This is a genomic window from Acinetobacter sp. XH1741 (genome assembly GCF_041021895.1).
Lineage (GTDB): Bacteria > Pseudomonadota > Gammaproteobacteria > Pseudomonadales > Moraxellaceae > Acinetobacter.
Map to the genome: position 1 here is coordinate 2575810 of NZ_CP157428.1, position 16629 is coordinate 2592438.

Genomic DNA, 16629 nt, shown 5'->3' on the forward strand with positions numbered 1-16629 from the left:
AGCCAACGCTAATTTAGGCGTTGGCTCTTCTTTTATCTTCGTTTATGTGCCTGTAAAATGTCCAAAGCTTTAAATCTCCCTATGTCATATCGCATAAAAGTTATCTATCGACTCTTAATCGTTTTCGGTATGGGTTATGCCTGTATGGCGTATTTAAGTCTTGGACTTACAGGTGTTTTTCATTTGACCTTAGATAAACCTGAATCGATTTTTTTGGCAGCGTTTATCTCTATTTTGTTTTATGTGTTTTTCGTGATTTTAGGCTTTTGTATTCAATCTTTATTGAAACTGACTGGACTATCAATCGCGCTATGTGCTCTTTTCTTTTTTATGACACGGATGGTAGGTTATGCATAAAGGTATACGCCAATCGATGGCATGGCTTCATTCATGGACTGGCTTAATTTTTGGTTGGCTCATATTTGCTATTTTTTTAATGGGAAGTTTGTCGTATTACCGCCATGAAATTAGTTTATGGATGCAGCCGCCACTTGCACAATATGAAGTAAAGCAAGACCTCGCAATTAAAACCGCTTATCAGTACCTACAAAAAAACGCTTCCGATGCTAAATCTTGGTATTTAAATGTTGCCACAGCAGATAGTCCCGTCAACACCCTGTATTGGGAAAAAGCCGATGGCAGTTATGGAAATGCGACACTCGATGCAAACACAGGCCAAGAACTAAAACTTTCAGCAACTGAAGGTGGTGACTTCTTTTATCGCTTCCACTACCAGCTTTTTGGTGTTCCAATTTTAATTGGGCGATTAGTTGTATCGTTGGCAGCCTTTATCATGTTGATTGCTTTAGTCTCAGGCATTATTACCCATAAAAAAATCTTTACCGACTTTTTTACCTTACGCACCTTTAAGTCTCAGCGCTCATGGCTAGATTTTCATAATGTTTCTTCCGTTATTGCACTCCCCTTTTTCTTAACGATTACTTTTACCGGTTTGGCAATTTTCTTCTATTTATATTTGCCGTGGGGAATGCAAAAACTCTATCCAGAGAATCCCTATCAATATTTTACTGAGATACGTACAAAAGCAGTCTCAGAAAGCAAAAAATTACATGCTTCGCAAAATTTACCCATTGAAAAATTATTAGCCCAACTTGAACAGCGTTGGGGCAATCAAACTTTATCGACCATGAGTGTTAAAAATCCAAATACTAATCAAGCTCAAATTACCTTCATTCAGCAAAAAGACCAATCAATTACTCGTAATCAGGCACAGATGACCCTAGATGCGTCTACTGGTAAGGTTTTAGGCGATACGCGTAATCATAGTTCTATTGCTACGCTTTATGCGAGTGTATATGGTCTACACATGGCAACATTTGCTCAGCCCTTACTTCGCCTAGGCTTATTTTTCTCTGGGCTTTTAGGCTGTGTAATGATTGCTTCGGGATTATTACTTTGGAGTTTGAAGCGCCAAATACAGAATAAAAACACACATTTTCATTTTGGCTATTATTTAGTTGACCGTTTAAATGTTGCCACATTTGTAGGTTTGCCTTGTGCAACATTTGCCTATTTATATGCAAATCGTTTATTTACCGTCACGGCGACTACAATCAATTATGAAATTTATAGCTTCTTCATCATCTGGTTTATGAGCTTTATTATCGCTCTCATCACTAAAAAACAATATTTATGGCGTACTCAACTGGGCATTTTTATTATGCTGTGTCTTGTTCTTCCTATATTGAATATAAGTTATTTAATGAAAAATCAGTATGTTCATAACTTAAGTGGCTATTGGGATTTTGCACGTGTAGATGTATTTTTTTGGTTATTTGCGGTATTAGCCATTTTTATATTTTATAAAATTAAACCGATTCAATATAAAGCTGTAGAAAAAATTCAAAAAAAGCTAAATAAATTAAAGATTGAGGTGAACTCATGATGTTCATTGCCATTTTCTTGACGTTACTTGGTATGTATTTCCTATACATGTCGAGTGAAAAATATCGTGCGCCCAAATCAACAGGCTATTTCAAATCATTCAGCCAAAAATATTATCTTTTGTTTAGAGCATGTGCCTTTGCCTTATTTGCTTTATGTGTATGTGTTCTTATCCAAAAATTTGGTTTTTCAGTTGGCTTTGTCAGTTGGTGGATCTTTGCAACACCTTTAACTTTTATTCTTATCCTTTTGATTAATCCACTAAAATCATCAAAATGATCTCTTTATTAAGAATAATGCTTAAAAATAAAACAAACTAAGCAATATTTGCATTGCTTAGCTTTTTTTTGCATAAGTAAATCATTATTCATGACAAAAGTTTATCTCTAAAAGGAATAAGATATCTCCGTTTCGTGATAAGTGGCGATAAAGATGTCTGGTGCTTTTGAATTTATCTTAGCGGGTATGTTAGTTGGCTTCTGTGTAGGTATTACAGGAGTTGGGGGTGGATCATTAATGACACCCATTTTGATTGGTCTTTTTAGAATCGAACCTCATATCGCAATTGGCACCGATTTACTTTATGCCGCAATCTCAAAATTTTGTGGATCAATGGTTCACGCGAAAAAATTAAATATTGTCTGGCCTATTGTTTTGTGGCTAGCAGTCGGTAGTATTCCTGCATCTTTCGGTACTGCATGGGTATTAGAGCATTATTTAAGTCAATCAACACACTATAAAGCCGTATTAACAATGGTATTAGGCTTTATGCTAACTTTGACTGGTGTTTCTATCATTTTTCGTTCACGTATTGAGAAGTTCTTTAATAAATTTAGAAATAAAGAAACTACTCATACTGAAAATGAGCAATTAGCGGTTCAAAATAAGCGTACTTATATTGTGATTATGGGTATCATCTTAGGTGTATTCGTAACACTTTCATCTGTAGGGGCCGGTGCCTTTGGAATTATGGCACTCGTGATTATGTTTCCTAACCTACCTATGATTCGAATTATTGGCTCTGATGTAGTACATGCCGTATTACTAACTCTAGTCGCTGGGCTTGGACATATGAGTGCGGGTAATGTCGACTTTATGTTGCTTACGTGGTTATTAGTAGGTTCTATCCCGGCAATTATTATTGGAACATTAATTAGTTCTCGTATGCCTGAACGTCTCATCCGTAAAATTTTAGGTATTACCCTATTTGCTTTGGGTGTTAATTTTATCGTTCATCCAGTCAAAGCCAAACCGAAGGCGCCTGTGGTACAAGAACAAACCGTGATTGCTGAAAAAACAAGCAATTCGACACAAAGATAGTAAAATCAATAGGATTTTTCCAAACTGAAATACCATGAGATGTAGGATTTTCATAATTATTTCATGGTATATTCAGTACACAAAACAACCTCTAGTATGATCGAACCAGTGACAGCAATGACTACACATTCAAATTCAGTTTCCAAGCCAGATATCGACGACGTTAATATTAAAAGCATTCAAACTCTTGTAACACCAGCTGAGCTTAAGTCAGAACTTCCTCTGTCTGACATCGCTTCGCAAACTGTTCTAAAAGGCCGCGAAACTATTCGTAATATTTTAGATGGTTCAGATAAACGTGTGTTTGTCGTTATTGGTCCTTGCTCTATTCACGACACTAAAGCTGCTCACGAATACGCTGATCGCTTAAAAGTACTCAGTGAAAAAGTGAAAGATACTTTATATCTGGTTATGCGTGTTTATTTTGAAAAACCACGTACAACAATTGGCTGGAAAGGCTTAATTAATGATCCGGATATGAATGACTCATTTAACATCGAAAAAGGTTTACGTATTGGTCGTAAGCTTTTACTTGAATTAAATGAAAAAGGTTTACCATGTGCAACTGAAGCACTTGACCCGAACTCTCCACAATACTACCAAGACTTAATTTCATGGTCTGCTATTGGCGCACGTACAACCGAGAGCCAAACTCACCGTGAAATGTCTTCTGGTCTTTCATCACCAGTAGGCTTTAAAAATGGTACAGATGGCGGTTTAACGGTTGCAACCAACGCTATGCAGTCTGTTAAATATGGTCATAGTTTCTTAGGCTTGAATGAAGACGGTCAAGTTTCGATTATTAACACAAATGGTAACCCTTATGCACACGTTGTATTACGTGGCGGTAATGGTAAACCAAACTATGATGCTGGTTCTGTTGCAGAAGCAGAAAACGCTTTAGCAAAAGCTAAAGTAAGCAATAAAATCATGATTGATGCGAGTCATGCCAACTCAAATAAAGACCCGTACTTACAACCACTTGTTCTTAAAAATATTACTGAACAAATTTTAGATGGTAATAAGTCAATCGTAGGTATTATGGTTGAAAGTCATTTAAAAGGTGGTCGCCAAGATATTCCTGAAAACCTTTGTGATCTTGAATATGGTAAATCAGTAACCGATGGCTGTATCGATTGGGAAACTACTGAAAAAACATTGCTTGAAATGCATGAAGCTTTAAAAGATGTTTTACCAAATCGTTAATTCATCTGTTTAAGATTAAAAAATTAAGTCCTCAAAAATGAGGGCTTTTTTATTTTGTTTGGACCAAATTCAACATTAAAGTAAATAAAAATAACTCACCACAAAAGTAAAAAGCAGCACAGTTTCACTAAGTTCAATCGCAGCACCGACGGTATCACCAGTAATACCACCTATTCTTTTTATAAATAAATATCTTAAATAAACAAGACTGATTAAAAAACCAATGATGGCAATAAGTCCCTGCCACCCCCAATATAAAGGCAACAGTAGAACTAACGTAGCTACTATCCATGAGGCAGTTTTAGGTAAATGATCGGTCAAAGAGCGTCCCAAACCTTTTTCACGGACATAAGGCGTAGTTAAAAACAAAATAGATGGTACCACTCGCCCAAGGATGGGAACACATATTAAAAATAACATTTGGTGTTGTTCAATCAGCACATAAATCAGTGCGAACTTGAGCAAACAAATAATCACTAAGCTGAGTACTCCAATTGGGCCACAACTTGGATCCTTCATAATTTGTAAAGTACGCAGTTTGTCACCAAAACCACCTACCCATGCATCTGCAGTATCGGCTAGCCCATCTAAATGCAAACCTCCTGTCAGCCAAACCCATAAAGCCGTGATAATGATTGCAAGTAAAAGAACAGGTAATTTGGCAAAAAGACATGCACTAAGAAAAAGAATACCACCAATAATCAGTCCAACCAGAGGATAAAACAAAATAGCCCGACCATTTTGTTGCACCGTCGGTATAGTCTTTAACTCAATAGGTAGAACAGTTAAAAATTGCAATGCAATCCAAAAAGGTGTCATATCCAAGTCTCTAACTGATCTATATTTTAAATAGCTTGAATTATGAAGAAATAAAAATGGGAATAGCAATCCCTATTCCCATGAAACACTTCAAAAAGTGAAAAGCTATTGCATTTGATAACACTGCTTCAATTTAATGTAGTCGTAGTAAAAACTGCTTGGTGTGTAACGTGCATAGTCGCATGCAGACTTAAATAAAGTCTCTTTTTCGTTATAAAGCATTTTAACCAGCGTATAGCCTTGGTTGTTTTGATAAATATCCCATTGAACATTTGCAGCCATAGGTGATACTACTTCACCACGCCATGTGCTTGTTGAATAATTATAAGTCTGACGCAGGGGCAAAGGTTGCATCATATTATGTATATCTAAGCTGGTGGCTAGAGGAATAACAATTTCTGCATGTGCAAAACGTAAAACCGCTTTGTAAGGTTGAGCTTTATTTACAACGGCATCAACTTGTTGGAATAAATCTTGTTTGAGTCCTTGTGCAATTTCACTTGTGACCTGATTAGATTCGGTAAAACTTGGTCCCTTTTGGTAAAAATCATTGGCATCATTAAACTCAGCATAAAATTCTGCTGCCTCAAGAGGCATATATTTATCAAAATTAATATCTTTTAATTCATCTTTCATACCACCAGAAATTGAATAAAGCTCATAAATATATGCAGCGGCATCCACTGCACTAGCAATCGTATTTTTACCCTTACCTTTTTCTGTAATTTGCTCACCTTTTGGTGAGGTAACTGTAAATGATCCCGTATTACTAAAACTATAACCTGCTGTACCGAGTTTTTTAATAAAGTCTGCTTTAAAAATTGGGGCAAGTACAGTCTGGGCAATTTTTTCAGCCTGAGTGTTTTTTGATAACTCATTTAGTTTTTGAGCTAAATCTTTATTGTTTACTTCAAAATCTTGATAGGCCTGACTTGCGTCATAAATTTTCTGTTGGCTAGCACTGAGTGGTTGAGTTAAATCCTCAACCGCATTCAAACTATGAAAATAAAGTTTAAAACGATCCACTCCACCATCTATAACACTAGGAACACTTGTACTCGATAAACTGGTATAAGACACGGGAACAATTTTATCTTTAAGCTGAGGCTGTTGTTTAATCAATTCAGCAGTAAAGAATTTGGCACTATCTACCGCACGATCTACACCAGAACTTTGTACCAATACAGATGCTTGCGGATTTAAAAGTGTTGGTAAGCGCTGCAATAATCGGTCTGCAATGCCGCGATGTTCTAAAATACCAGTCATCGTTTCATTACCATAACCATATTGGCGTATGCCTTCCACACCATAGCCTAATAATATGTTGGCTTTCATCATTGCTTCTAAATCAGCACCTAATTGCTCGCCTAACGGCGTTAAAGCATTTTCTGCTTTTGCCTGCTTCCATAAATTATAAAGTGCTAAATCATACTTAATACTTGATAGACCTCTTGAACCATGACGTGCAACTAACTCAGTAAAAACTGGCTGAAACCCATTCGGAGCTTGTTCGTAGTTTTTTAGATTTTGTTGCGGTTGATAAGGTGTTTTTGTTTGATAATATTTTGATGAATTTGTTGGTGATGTTGTTTGTGTATCTTGATCATCATTATTATTATTACAGGCTACTAGCAATATTGATGTGGCAAGCAATGCCGTTTTAAATAAAATATTCATAAGTCAGATAATTTATTACTAAGAAATATTAATATCTTAATTTTTTGCGGTGACAGTACGATTACACAAATTCAAATATCTTTATAAAAATAATAACTTACAAGTATATAAAAATATAAAACTGCTATCTCAACATAAAAATTAATTGACCATCTGTTTGAGAAAACTCCAAAGAATACAACTTCCCAAGCTCTGCTGGCATTTTCAATAAGTCATTTAAAGGGTGTTGCCCAGCTAAACAAGCCAATAACTTAATCACACCACCATGGGTAACAACTAATGCATGCTGCCAATTCTGCTTTTGCATATGTACAAGCAAATCCTGAAACCCGATCAAAACTCTGGTTTGAAATTGCATCAATGTTTCTGCTCTAGGCGGACAATATTGAGTCGGTTTTTGCCAGAAGTTTGCCAGTAACTCTGGTGAGGTTTCATAAATTTGCTGAGTTGAAATACCTTCCCACTCACCAAAATACATTTCTTTTAAGTCATCATTTAAAAGCAAAGGTAGCTCAGTTGTTTTGGCAAGTTGTTCGGCAAAACAAGAACACCTTTTTAATGATGAACTTGCAATGACATCCCATGTCTGGTTTGTGACTTGCTCAACGGTTGACTGCATTTGCTGCCAACCTTTTGCTGTTAACTCATCATCTAAATGCCCACGTAAAGTATGACTATATTGACTTTCACCGTGTCTGAGCAAATCGATCCTAAAATTACCCAATTTTATCTCCGCTTACAGCAGCCTGAGCAAAAGTAGCCATTTGGTTATGTAATACACATGCCATTTTAACTAATGCTAAGGCAGTACCAGCACCGCTACCTTCCCCCAAACGCAAGTTCATTTTTAAAATCGGATCAGCTTTAAGTTCTTGTAAAATACGACGGTGACCATACTCTGCCGACTGATGGCCAAATAACATCCATTCACGTACTTCAGGATTCATTCGGACTGCACATAAAGCAGCTACTGAACTAATAAAACCATCGACTATCACAGGTAAACCCACTTGCGCACATCGAATATAAGCACCCACAATTGCCGCAATTTCCAAACCACCTACAGCACATAATGTTTTGAACGTATCACCCGTGACATGTTTATGGTGAAGCTCAATTGCCTTTTCAATTACCTCAATTTTATGTCTTAACTGATCGGTGCCAATTCCCGTCCCCACTCCAGTCAGTTGCTCAGCAGTATCATTTAATAAAAGACAAGCTAAGGCAGAAGCAGAACAGGTGTTTCCAATTCCCATCTCACCCGCAATATAAATATCTGCACTGTTCGCTTTAGCAGTATCTACACTTTCTTTACCTAACTCTAAGGCAGCCCGACATTCTTCAGCACTCATGGCAGCTTGTTTGGCAAAATTTGCTGTGCCAGCACGAATACAATAACGTTCAACACCTGCATATTCATATGCTTCGCCCACTGTGCCACAGTCAATCACTTGCAAATGAGCTTGATGATATTTGGCAATAACACTAATTGCTGCGCCGCCTGTTGTGAAGTTTTGTAGCATTTGGCGAGTAACGGCTTGAGGATATGCAGAGATATTTTCTTCAACTACGCCATGGTCGCCCGCAAAAATAGTAATCCATGGATGGTTAACCTCAGGCTGTGCATTTGACTGTAAACTGGCAAGTGTAATTGCAATCTGCTCTAAATCACCTAACGCACCTGTAGGCTTTGTAAGTTGGAGTTGATGTTGCTCAGCTTGTTGTTTTGCATCTAAATTAGGTTGCTGTACAGACTTTAACCACCAGTTCATTTTATTTCTCACCTTTTAAAATCATTGGAAAACCAGCTACACAAAACACAACCTTATCTGCAATTTGTCCTAAAGCTTGATGTAGTCTGCCTGCTTCATCTACAAAACGGCGACTAATTTCGCCAAGTGGTACAACCCCAAGTCCTGTTTCATTACTCACTAAAATAATTTCTGACTCAAGTGTAGGCAAAACTTTTAGGAGTTGCTCACACTCAAATTGTTGAACGCTCTGATCTTCTAACAGTAACAAATTGGTTAACCAAAGCGTTAAGCAATCCACCAAAATAATTTGATTAGGCTGGTCAATTTTCTGAAGTGCTTTTGCTAAAAATAATGGTTCTTCGATCAAAGACCAATGTGCAGGACGCTGATTTTGATGATGAGCGATTCGGCTTTGCATTTCTGGATCAAGCGCTTGCGCGGTCGCGACATAAGTCACAGGTAATTGTGTAGATATTGCCGTTTGTTCAGCGAGTCGACTTTTGCCAGAGCGAGCACCACCCAAAATCAGTTGCAACATGAATCACCTAAAAACAAATGTCGATACGAATACAGCTTACCTTGTAAAGCTTGAGCGTCATAATAACCAAACGTTAGATGCTCAACTTTAAGTTCAAATTCAGCATGTTGATATTGTACAGATAATTCAGAAATTTTTTGTAAAATCAAATCACTACTATAGGCTTTTTTATACAATCCTAATGTAATGTGGGGACAATAATCTAAGGCAGCAATTTCATTAGAAACTGTACCTAGTTTTTGACGTATGAGAGATAAGATATTTTTGTTATCTTGAATTTCTACAAATAAAGCACTACTAAAACTATCAACTGAACCAATTTTTAATTGAAAAGGTGCAAAATTTTCTTTTATTAAAATTCGTCTCTGCTGCTCAAACTCATTAAAACTAAAGTCATCACTATGAAATTTAATTTCATGAGTTAAAAATCCACATATAAACAAAGTGATATGATATTGACGGTTATTAGGTTCTAATAAAAAATCTGAAAAATGTACACGTAACATATCTAGATAATGAACTAATTTTGGATCATTAATCTCTAGATACCATAACACATAATTTTGACGCCCATAGTGCCATTCTGGGTAATCCCGTATAGTTGTTGGCACTAAGAACGTCGAGGGTTTTAGCAACACAGCTTTAATTCAAAAATAACTAAACTTTTGCATTAAAACATGTTTGCGCTTTAATTGTAGAGCATTAATTCACTAAACCAGTTCAAGCATACTGAGTACCGGTAGTTTTGGCATTGGTAATATTTATGTTCAATGGCTGTTTATCTTGTTCAGAAAACAAATATTGAATTAATTGCGTTAACTCAACTTCAAGTTGGCTTTTTTGGGGCGTATTCATATTCAATTGATGAATTTGCTGTTGCAAATATTCAACCACTTTAGTCTCTTCAATTTCTAAAAACTGAATTGCATACGCATAACCCAACGCAGCACCTTTTAATAAGTTTTTATAAGGTAAACCATGATCTATATTTACCTCTATTGATACCATTACCCGTTCATTATGATTCAGTTTACGTAACGGATCTCTTGCGACTCTTTGACAAGGATCTTTAAATGCATATTCACATGAGTCTAGAAAACTTTGTGCCATTCGATCCAAATTTTTTGCGTAGTGAGGTAAAACAATTGCTAGGCCCTGCTTTACCTCGGTAACTAAATTTTCTGCAAATGCTTTAACTGAATGGTCTCCCATAGCAACACCAATAGACTCATAACCCATTAATGATGCATACCAAGCAAGCATTGCATGCACGCCGTTCCATAATCGATTTTTAATGAGTTGAATATCAGTAATTTGGTCAACTAATACAACCTGACGCAACTTCTCAAGTAAGGGACTGCCTTTCTCTACATAAATTGGCATATCAGTTTCACTATGGAATAAGATTAAATCCATACTTTGTAATATATGCCCAGGTTGGAAATTACGACGCATGTTATCAACATACAAAGATGCTTGATTTTGCTGATCCTGAGTCAATTTATTGCAGTCTTCAATTTCGATTTGCTCTTCTTGCTCCACATCTTCCAAATGTTGCTCAAGAAAATTATGCTTAATACGAAGTTGGCGATATAAGTTCTGATTAGATAGTTTGGAAACCATACGGTTTACGACAGTGTCACAAAAGTAATGTTCTTTTAAAATATGCTCAGTTACATCTTCATCATTAGTTAACTCTAATAGAGCTTCTCTGAGATGCTTCATCACCAAATATTTCGCACCGACTTTATTTAAAATAATTAAAAAAGTTAGCGGTTCGATACATGTTTCATGTGGCGAGTTAAAACGTGCATATAGCCCTTTTGCAATCATTTTTGATTCAGCTTCGATAGCTTGTTCAGGTAAGCACAGCGCAATCAAACTCGAATGTGTATACATCTCCAACATTTGTTGCTCATTATCAGAATCAACAATCGTCATATTCTCAATACGTTCATCATAAGAAGACTGTCCATAGCGAATGCTATATGTGCCAAAGGCATTTACAGCTTCACGAAAAAGACTATTTCGAGTAGATCCAATAATACGTCTTGGTCTTGTATAACCATCCCAATGAGACAAAATTTGAGCTATATAACCTCCCCCAACAGCTCCAAAACCATGTATTCCAACCGTTAGTTGATTCAAACTTTGCGGAAATGACTCCGATATTTCTGGCATATCCATAACCGGAATAAACTGATCAAGATCAGTTAAAAAGTCATACATTTGATCATAATAAAAATCTGCTTTTTCGAGCATCTCATCATTTGGCTCTTTAATATCCTTTAAGAGAATTGTTAGACCTTTTGATGTATGAGCTGAACTTAGGCCATTTTCAGAATCTTCAAACATTAAACATTGGTTTGCATCTAAATGAAGTTGGCTAGCAGCTTTTAGAAAAATTTCTGGATGTGGCTTTCCTTGTTGTACTTCATCACCACAAGTAATCACATCAAAGAACTTATATACGTTTGCGTTAATTAAATATTCTTCAGCAATCGCTCGACGACTTGAAGTGGCTACAGCCATTCTTAAACCTGATTTTCTTAATCGCTCAAGAACTTGAACTAAACCTTTTTTGATAGGAACGCCGTGTTTACGGATATATTCCAGTTCCATTTCATCGGCTTTTTTTCTAATTTCTTTATAGGGAACATCTACGCCATATAAACGTTGAGCAAGCTGTTCCGCTGTTGTCGCACTAAGACCCAAACATTGCATTAAATATTCGTGTGAAAACTCCTGCCCAATGAGTTCTTTAGATGCCTGTTGCAATGTTTGAAACCGTAATCGCTCAGTATCAAACATTGTCCCATCCATATCAAAGATAGCTCCGTGAATAGGTTTTCCATGAAAAATAAGCACGTATTTACCTCTTTTTTTGATCATGTTTTATTCAGGGTATACAAAAAACTGCCTAAAAAGACGGGTTGATAATAAATGAAACATTAGTGGTTATTATTTAATCAAAAATATAAGTAATCTGTTACTACAACTTCTTAAAAAGCTTTAAAGGTTGAATAATATGAATAATTATGAAACTAAACTTAAATACAAAACTAGCAAGCCATCCTCGCTTGCTAGTTTTGCTTGTTCTTTTTATTGCGCTGATCATATTTATTTTTCTTAGGTCCATTTACCGCTAGTCCAACCTGCATTTTTTTATAATGTCTTGCAGGTACTCACACATACCAGAAAATAGAGTTATTTTTCATTATCATGATTTCTGGTAGAACTAAACACCACCTATTTAATAATGATAATCATTTTCATTTGATGTGTCAAATTTAAAATGTACTTCTTTTAATCAATCCAGTACATCAACAAATTGAGCATTTAATATTTGTGCTAAGTCTTTAGGATTTAAACCAATATCTAATCCTCTTTTCCCCCCGCTAACATAAATTTTGTTGAGCTCTTGCGCAGATTCATCAATCACAGTCTTTAAACGTTTCTTTTGACCTAAAGGACTAATTCCACCTACTAAGTACCCTGTCAAACGCTCTGCATCTTTCGGATTTGCCATCTGCAATTTTTTACAGCCAACCGCCGTCGCAACCTTTTTTAAGTTGAGCTGATGATTAACAGGTATGATCGCAACGAAGTAATTTTTTTCATCAGTGACAAGAAGTGTTTTAAAAACTTCATTTACGGCGAGATTTAATTTTTCTGCGGCTTCTAAACCAAAACTTTTAGCATTCGCATCATGTTCATATTCATGAATGGAGAATTCAATTGTATTACTTTTTAACAATCTACATGCAGGAGTCATATGAGTTTAAATTTTAATGAAATGATATTGATTATATTTATTTTAAAGAAAAGTTTAAAATTTGCTTAGGCTATTTACATCATTTACATGAAAAATCAATTAGAAACCGAACAAAAAACAATCTGAACTTGATATTGAGTAGATGACTCCAATATATTTATTCAAGATTTAAAGTCTGAACTGGCAAATTTATGAGTTACAAACACAATAATCTGATGGCAATGCGTCACCGTTTTTGGGATGAAGCTTCAGATCATGTATTAAATGAAAAGCAATTTTTACAGCAGACCTTAATCGAGCAAGGCATTTTTAATAATGCGAGTTTTGATGATGTGAAGTACTTTTTCTATACTTTACCGAGTATCATCATTGTAAAGGCTCATGCATTGGGTTTTATGCACGATTCCGTCAAGCAAATGGTCATTCAACATATTCAAGCTAATCGTATGCACTTAATGCAAAAGGCTGAATTGAAAATTCAGTACAAAATGTAATCTAGTGATTAGCATCTAACACGGTGTTTTAATATAGTTTATTTTTCTAAATGGTTTGTTTTTTAGTTTTCACTACCCTTCTTAGGCTATTTTATGAAAATTAGGATTCAAAATGAGACCTTAGACTCACCATTCAGTCTTATAGAACTATTTTAATACGTTCAAAACATGTAATATTCATTACAATTTTAGATCACCAGCGTTTTGCTGCATGATGCGCATAGGATTCTATTTTCATGTCAAATCAGAACGATAAGCTTAAGAGTTTAAAAACTTCTTCCATGGATCGACGCTTATCAATCGCGAAAGCTTCTTTACTTGCAGGAACACGTTGGGCAACTGCAAGCGCTTCTTCTTTATTTTCCAATGAGGAAGAAAAAGAAAAAAAACGCAAAAAAGCGATGAGTGAACAAGCGAATTATCTGGTTTCTGAAATTGGTAAACTTAAGGGTTCTATTGTTAAGATTGGCCAAATGATGGCGCTTTATGGTGAACATTTTTTACCTGAAGAAATTACACAAGCATTAAATACTTTAAACAACCAAACGGTCGCTTTAGATTGGCCTGCGATTAAACCGCACCTACAAGAACAACTGGGTTCCAAATTAAATGATTTAACGATTGATCATGAACCAATTGGTACGGCTTCGTTGGCACAAGTACACAGAGCAACGCGTAAATCAGATGGTTTGGAATTAGTTTTAAAAATTCAATATCCAGGCGTTGCCAATGCCATTGACTCTGATATGAGTTTGTTTAAAAACATGCTTAAACTTACACGTATGGTCCCACAAACCCGTGAATTTGATCAGTGGTTTGATGAAGTACGTGAAATGATGCATCGTGAAGTTGACTATGATGTTGAAGCAGCAACCACTCGCCGCTTTGGTGAACGCTTAAAAGATGATGAGCGTTATATCGTTCCTACAATTGTAGATGAATATTGCACCAATCAAGTACTATGCATGACCTTTGAACGCGGTGTGCCAATTAATAGCCCAGTAATGCTCTCGCTTCCTCAAGAACGTCGTAATCAACTCGGTGAAGCTTCTCTTGAAATAGCTGTTCGTGAGATTTTTGAATGGGGTGAAATGCAGACTGACCCTAACTTCGGTAATTACCTCGTTCGTTTAGGTAATGGTCAAGATATTCAAGATAAAATTGTATTACTCGATTTCGGCGCGATCCGTCAGTTCGATGAACACCTACTCTCAGTCGCACGTAATCTAATCCAAGCTGGTTATCAACACGATAAACATGCAATGGTACAAGCTATGACTGGCTATGAATTTTTCGATGAAATGCCTGAAAGTATTAAACCTGGTATGGCAGACGTCTTTTTACTTGCGACAGAAGCATTTAGTACTCCTGAAAACAATCCAGATATGCCAGTTGGCCTTATGGATGAACACGAACGTTATGACTGGAAGAAAAGTCAGTTGCATAGCCGTGTGATGCAACAAGCAAGTAAATCAATGGCATCACGTTATTTCTCGGTTCCTCCTAAAGAATTTATGTTTATTAGCCGTAAATTTATTGGAGCATACACGTTTATGACAGTTATCGATGCAAAAACAAATGTACGACGCATGATTCGTAACTTTGCTTAATCTATTTATTGGCTAGAATGCTTTTCATGTCATTCTAGCCAATACCTCCCAAATAGTTATTCCAAAAAATTATTTTTAATATATAAAATCAAAAAGATAAGAAAATTTATTTTTCCTTTTACCATTTATCCACCCATTTTTTTAATGTCAGAAACGACATAGTTTTTTCCTATATGGCATGTCAGCATAAAACAATAACAACGTGTTAGGACACCATAATCATGACAAGTATGATTAATAAAGCTCAGGGGTTGGGTTTATCGCTGATCACAAGATTGGCTGGAAGCGATGTACTTGATCAGCTCAAGCTACGTAAATTTGTTGAAAAGTCCCTATACCAAGGTTCCAAAGCTGGCTTTAGAGCATTGAGTCAGACCCAAAAAGCATTTAAACCTAAACAGATTCCTCAACAACGTTTACCTCAGCAGAAGAAAAACCTGTTTGATTTAAGCCTAACCGAAGAACAGCAAATGACTTCTGAAGCAATGTCTCATTTTGCTCAAGAAGTTTTATTAAGCTTGGCGCATGAAGCTGATCAAACTGCCCAGTTTCCAGAGAACCTTTGGCAGTATCTAGAAGATTTAGGACTTAATTACTACGCATTACCAGAAGCATTGGGTGGTGTAGCAGCCGAGCAAAATATTGTAAGTAACTTACTCATCGCTGAAAAATTGGCTGAAGGTGATTTTAGTCTTACTGCAGGATTGCTCAGTACGTTTAGCGTTATTAATGCGATTACACGTTGGGGCTCTACTGAAGTTCAGTCAATGTATTTGCCATGTTTTGCAGAAGACTCAGATATTACCGCCACTTTTGCAGTTCAAGAAGCAACTCCAGCATTCAACCCTTACACTTTAAAAACAAAAGCTTCTTTTGAAAATGATCAAATTTTTATAGACGGTGAAAAAACCTTAGTCATTTTAGGTGATTTAGCTGATGTATTTTTAGTAAGTGCAGACTTTAACGGTAAACCAGATATATTTGTCGTACAGTGCGGTGACACTATTTCGATTAAAAACACTCCAGCTATGGGTCTTAAAGCAACAGAAACAGCGACTCTTCGCTTTAATCACACCCCCGCTTTACGTTTAGGTGCAACAGATTTTGACTACACTGCTTTTTTAGATTTAGGTAATCTCATGTGGTGTGCAATGGCTGTAGGAACCTGTGAAGCTGTAAAAGCCTATTGTATTAAATATGCCAATGAAAGAACTGCTTTCGGAGAACCTATTTCCCATCGTCAAAGTGTCGCATTTATGATTGCTGATATGGCAATTGAAATTGATGCTATGCGCATGTTGGTCTTAAATGCAGCAAGTCTTGCTGAAGCAGGCAAGCCCTTCCACCGTGAAGCCTATCTAGCTCGTATTCTATGTGCAGAAAAATCAATGAAAATAGGCACAGATGGGGTACAAATTCTTGGAGGCCATGGTTTCACAAAAGAACATCCTGTTGAACGTTGGTATCGTGATTTACGGGCCACTGCAATTTTACATTCTGGCTTACATGCTTAAGATCAATCAGAGGATAT

The 16629-nt window shown here is 36.3% G+C and carries 16 protein-coding genes and 1 pseudogene; 8 read left to right on the forward strand and 9 right to left on the reverse strand.

The features are described 5' to 3' along the window. Window positions 1–57: 57 nt before the first annotated feature. Genes ABLB96_RS12240 through ABLB96_RS12250 form a run of 3 tightly spaced genes read left to right on the forward strand, consistent with a single transcriptional unit; the run spans window position 58 to window position 2184 of the window. A complete protein-coding gene (locus ABLB96_RS12240; protein WP_348897101.1) occupies window positions 58–357 on the forward strand; it encodes a hypothetical protein in 300 nt (99 codons plus the stop codon). Further along, window positions 350–1906, forward strand: coding sequence for a PepSY-associated TM helix domain-containing protein (locus ABLB96_RS12245; RefSeq protein WP_348897102.1), 1557 nt, complete (start codon window positions 350–352; stop codon window positions 1904–1906). Before ABLB96_RS12240 ends, ABLB96_RS12245 begins: the two co-directional genes overlap by 8 nt. After that, a complete protein-coding gene (locus ABLB96_RS12250) occupies window positions 1903–2184 on the forward strand; it encodes a DUF1634 domain-containing protein (protein WP_348897103.1) in 282 nt (93 codons plus the stop codon). Before ABLB96_RS12245 ends, ABLB96_RS12250 begins: the two co-directional genes overlap by 4 nt. Here ABLB96_RS12250 and ABLB96_RS12255 read toward each other — a convergent pair. Next, a pseudogene (locus ABLB96_RS12255) lies at window positions 2159–2276 on the reverse strand (hypothetical protein). The gene ABLB96_RS12250 and the pseudogene ABLB96_RS12255 overlap by 26 nt on opposite strands. A gap of 61 nt (window positions 2277–2337) precedes the next feature. On the opposite strand from ABLB96_RS12255, the gene ABLB96_RS12260 reads away from it, so the two are divergent. Both ABLB96_RS12260 and ABLB96_RS12265 read left to right on the forward strand, forming a co-directional pair. Further along, window positions 2338–3225, forward strand: a complete 888-nt coding sequence (locus ABLB96_RS12260) for a sulfite exporter TauE/SafE family protein (protein ID WP_348897104.1) — start codon at window positions 2338–2340, stop codon at window positions 3223–3225. Between the two features lie 96 nt (window positions 3226–3321). Then, the gene (locus ABLB96_RS12265) at window positions 3322–4431 is read left to right on the forward strand and encodes a 3-deoxy-7-phosphoheptulonate synthase (RefSeq protein WP_348897142.1); all 1110 of its coding nucleotides are present in this window, start codon (window positions 3322–3324) and stop codon (window positions 4429–4431) included. A gap of 75 nt (window positions 4432–4506) precedes the next feature. On the opposite strand, the gene ABLB96_RS12270 is transcribed toward ABLB96_RS12265, so the two are convergent. The 8 genes from ABLB96_RS12270 to ybaK form a co-directional block, all read right to left on the reverse strand. Beyond that, window positions 4507–5250: an adenosylcobinamide-GDP ribazoletransferase gene (locus ABLB96_RS12270; protein ID WP_348897105.1), complete on the reverse strand. Its 744-nt coding sequence runs from the start codon at window positions 5248–5250 to the stop codon at window positions 4507–4509. A 105-nt stretch (window positions 5251–5355) separates the two neighbouring features. Then, the gene (locus ABLB96_RS12275) at window positions 5356–6927 is read right to left on the reverse strand and encodes a histidine-type phosphatase (RefSeq protein WP_348897106.1); all 1572 of its coding nucleotides are present in this window, start codon (window positions 6925–6927) and stop codon (window positions 5356–5358) included. 124 nt (window positions 6928–7051) lie between these two features. Further along, complete coding sequence (locus tag ABLB96_RS12280; protein WP_348897107.1) at window positions 7052–7651, reverse strand: histidine phosphatase family protein; 600 nt, start codon at window positions 7649–7651, stop codon at window positions 7052–7054. Then, the gene (gene cobT / locus ABLB96_RS12285) at window positions 7644–8699 is read right to left on the reverse strand and encodes a nicotinate-nucleotide--dimethylbenzimidazole phosphoribosyltransferase (RefSeq protein ID WP_348897108.1); all 1056 of its coding nucleotides are present in this window, start codon (window positions 8697–8699) and stop codon (window positions 7644–7646) included. Before cobT ends, ABLB96_RS12280 begins: the two co-directional genes overlap by 8 nt. A gap of 1 nt (window position 8700) precedes the next feature. Further along, complete coding sequence (gene cobU / locus ABLB96_RS12290; RefSeq protein WP_348897109.1) at window positions 8701–9219, reverse strand: bifunctional adenosylcobinamide kinase/adenosylcobinamide-phosphate guanylyltransferase; 519 nt, start codon at window positions 9217–9219, stop codon at window positions 8701–8703. Beyond that, complete coding sequence (locus ABLB96_RS12295) at window positions 9207–9857, reverse strand: 2'-5' RNA ligase family protein (RefSeq protein ID WP_348897110.1); 651 nt, start codon at window positions 9855–9857, stop codon at window positions 9207–9209. The genes cobU and ABLB96_RS12295 overlap by 13 nt, the downstream gene beginning before the upstream one ends. Before the next feature lie 82 nt (window positions 9858–9939). Further along, complete coding sequence (mtlD, locus tag ABLB96_RS12300) at window positions 9940–12087, reverse strand: bifunctional mannitol-1-phosphate dehydrogenase/phosphatase (protein ID WP_348897111.1); 2148 nt, start codon at window positions 12085–12087, stop codon at window positions 9940–9942. A gap of 442 nt (window positions 12088–12529) precedes the next feature. Then, window positions 12530–12994, reverse strand: a complete 465-nt coding sequence (gene ybaK, locus ABLB96_RS12305) for a Cys-tRNA(Pro) deacylase (protein ID WP_348897112.1) — start codon at window positions 12992–12994, stop codon at window positions 12530–12532. A gap of 191 nt (window positions 12995–13185) precedes the next feature. Between ybaK and ABLB96_RS12310 the strand changes: the two genes are divergently transcribed. The 3 genes from ABLB96_RS12310 to ABLB96_RS12320 all read left to right on the forward strand — a co-directional run bounded on the left by ABLB96_RS12310 (window position 13186) and on the right by ABLB96_RS12320 (window position 16612). Further along, window positions 13186–13488, forward strand: a complete 303-nt coding sequence (locus ABLB96_RS12310; RefSeq protein ID WP_348897113.1) for a hypothetical protein — start codon at window positions 13186–13188, stop codon at window positions 13486–13488. 236 nt (window positions 13489–13724) lie between these two features. After that, complete coding sequence (locus ABLB96_RS12315; protein ID WP_348897114.1) at window positions 13725–15098, forward strand: AarF/ABC1/UbiB kinase family protein; 1374 nt, start codon at window positions 13725–13727, stop codon at window positions 15096–15098. Window positions 15099–15328: 230 nt separating this feature from the next. Next, the gene (locus ABLB96_RS12320; RefSeq protein WP_348897143.1) at window positions 15329–16612 is read left to right on the forward strand and encodes an acyl-CoA dehydrogenase family protein; all 1284 of its coding nucleotides are present in this window, start codon (window positions 15329–15331) and stop codon (window positions 16610–16612) included. Window positions 16613–16629: the final 17 nt, after the last annotated feature.

Excerpts from the sequence above, each read along its gene's own strand:
- ABLB96_RS12240 (WP_348897101.1), top strand. The coding sequence starts at position 58 with ATGTCCAAAGCTTTAAATCTCCCTATGTCATATCGCATAAAAGTTATC.
- ABLB96_RS12245 (WP_348897102.1), top strand. The coding sequence starts at position 350 with ATGCATAAAGGTATACGCCAATCGATGGCATGGCTTCATTCATGGACT.
- ABLB96_RS12250 (WP_348897103.1), top strand. The coding sequence starts at position 1,903 with ATGATGTTCATTGCCATTTTCTTGACGTTACTTGGTATGTATTTCCTA.
- ABLB96_RS12260 (WP_348897104.1), top strand. The coding sequence starts at position 2,338 with ATGTCTGGTGCTTTTGAATTTATCTTAGCGGGTATGTTAGTTGGCTTC.
- ABLB96_RS12265 (WP_348897142.1), top strand. The coding sequence starts at position 3,322 with ATGATCGAACCAGTGACAGCAATGACTACACATTCAAATTCAGTTTCC.
- ABLB96_RS12270 (WP_348897105.1), bottom strand. The coding sequence starts at position 5,250 with ATGACACCTTTTTGGATTGCATTGCAATTTTTAACTGTTCTACCTATT.
- ABLB96_RS12275 (WP_348897106.1), bottom strand. The coding sequence starts at position 6,927 with ATGAATATTTTATTTAAAACGGCATTGCTTGCCACATCAATATTGCTA.
- cobT (WP_348897108.1), bottom strand. The coding sequence starts at position 8,699 with ATGAACTGGTGGTTAAAGTCTGTACAGCAACCTAATTTAGATGCAAAA.
- cobU (WP_348897109.1), bottom strand. The coding sequence starts at position 9,219 with ATGTTGCAACTGATTTTGGGTGGTGCTCGCTCTGGCAAAAGTCGACTC.
- ybaK (WP_348897112.1), bottom strand. The coding sequence starts at position 12,994 with ATGACTCCTGCATGTAGATTGTTAAAAAGTAATACAATTGAATTCTCC.
- ABLB96_RS12310 (WP_348897113.1), top strand. The coding sequence starts at position 13,186 with ATGAGTTACAAACACAATAATCTGATGGCAATGCGTCACCGTTTTTGG.
- ABLB96_RS12315 (WP_348897114.1), top strand. The coding sequence starts at position 13,725 with ATGTCAAATCAGAACGATAAGCTTAAGAGTTTAAAAACTTCTTCCATG.
- ABLB96_RS12320 (WP_348897143.1), top strand. The coding sequence starts at position 15,329 with ATGATTAATAAAGCTCAGGGGTTGGGTTTATCGCTGATCACAAGATTG.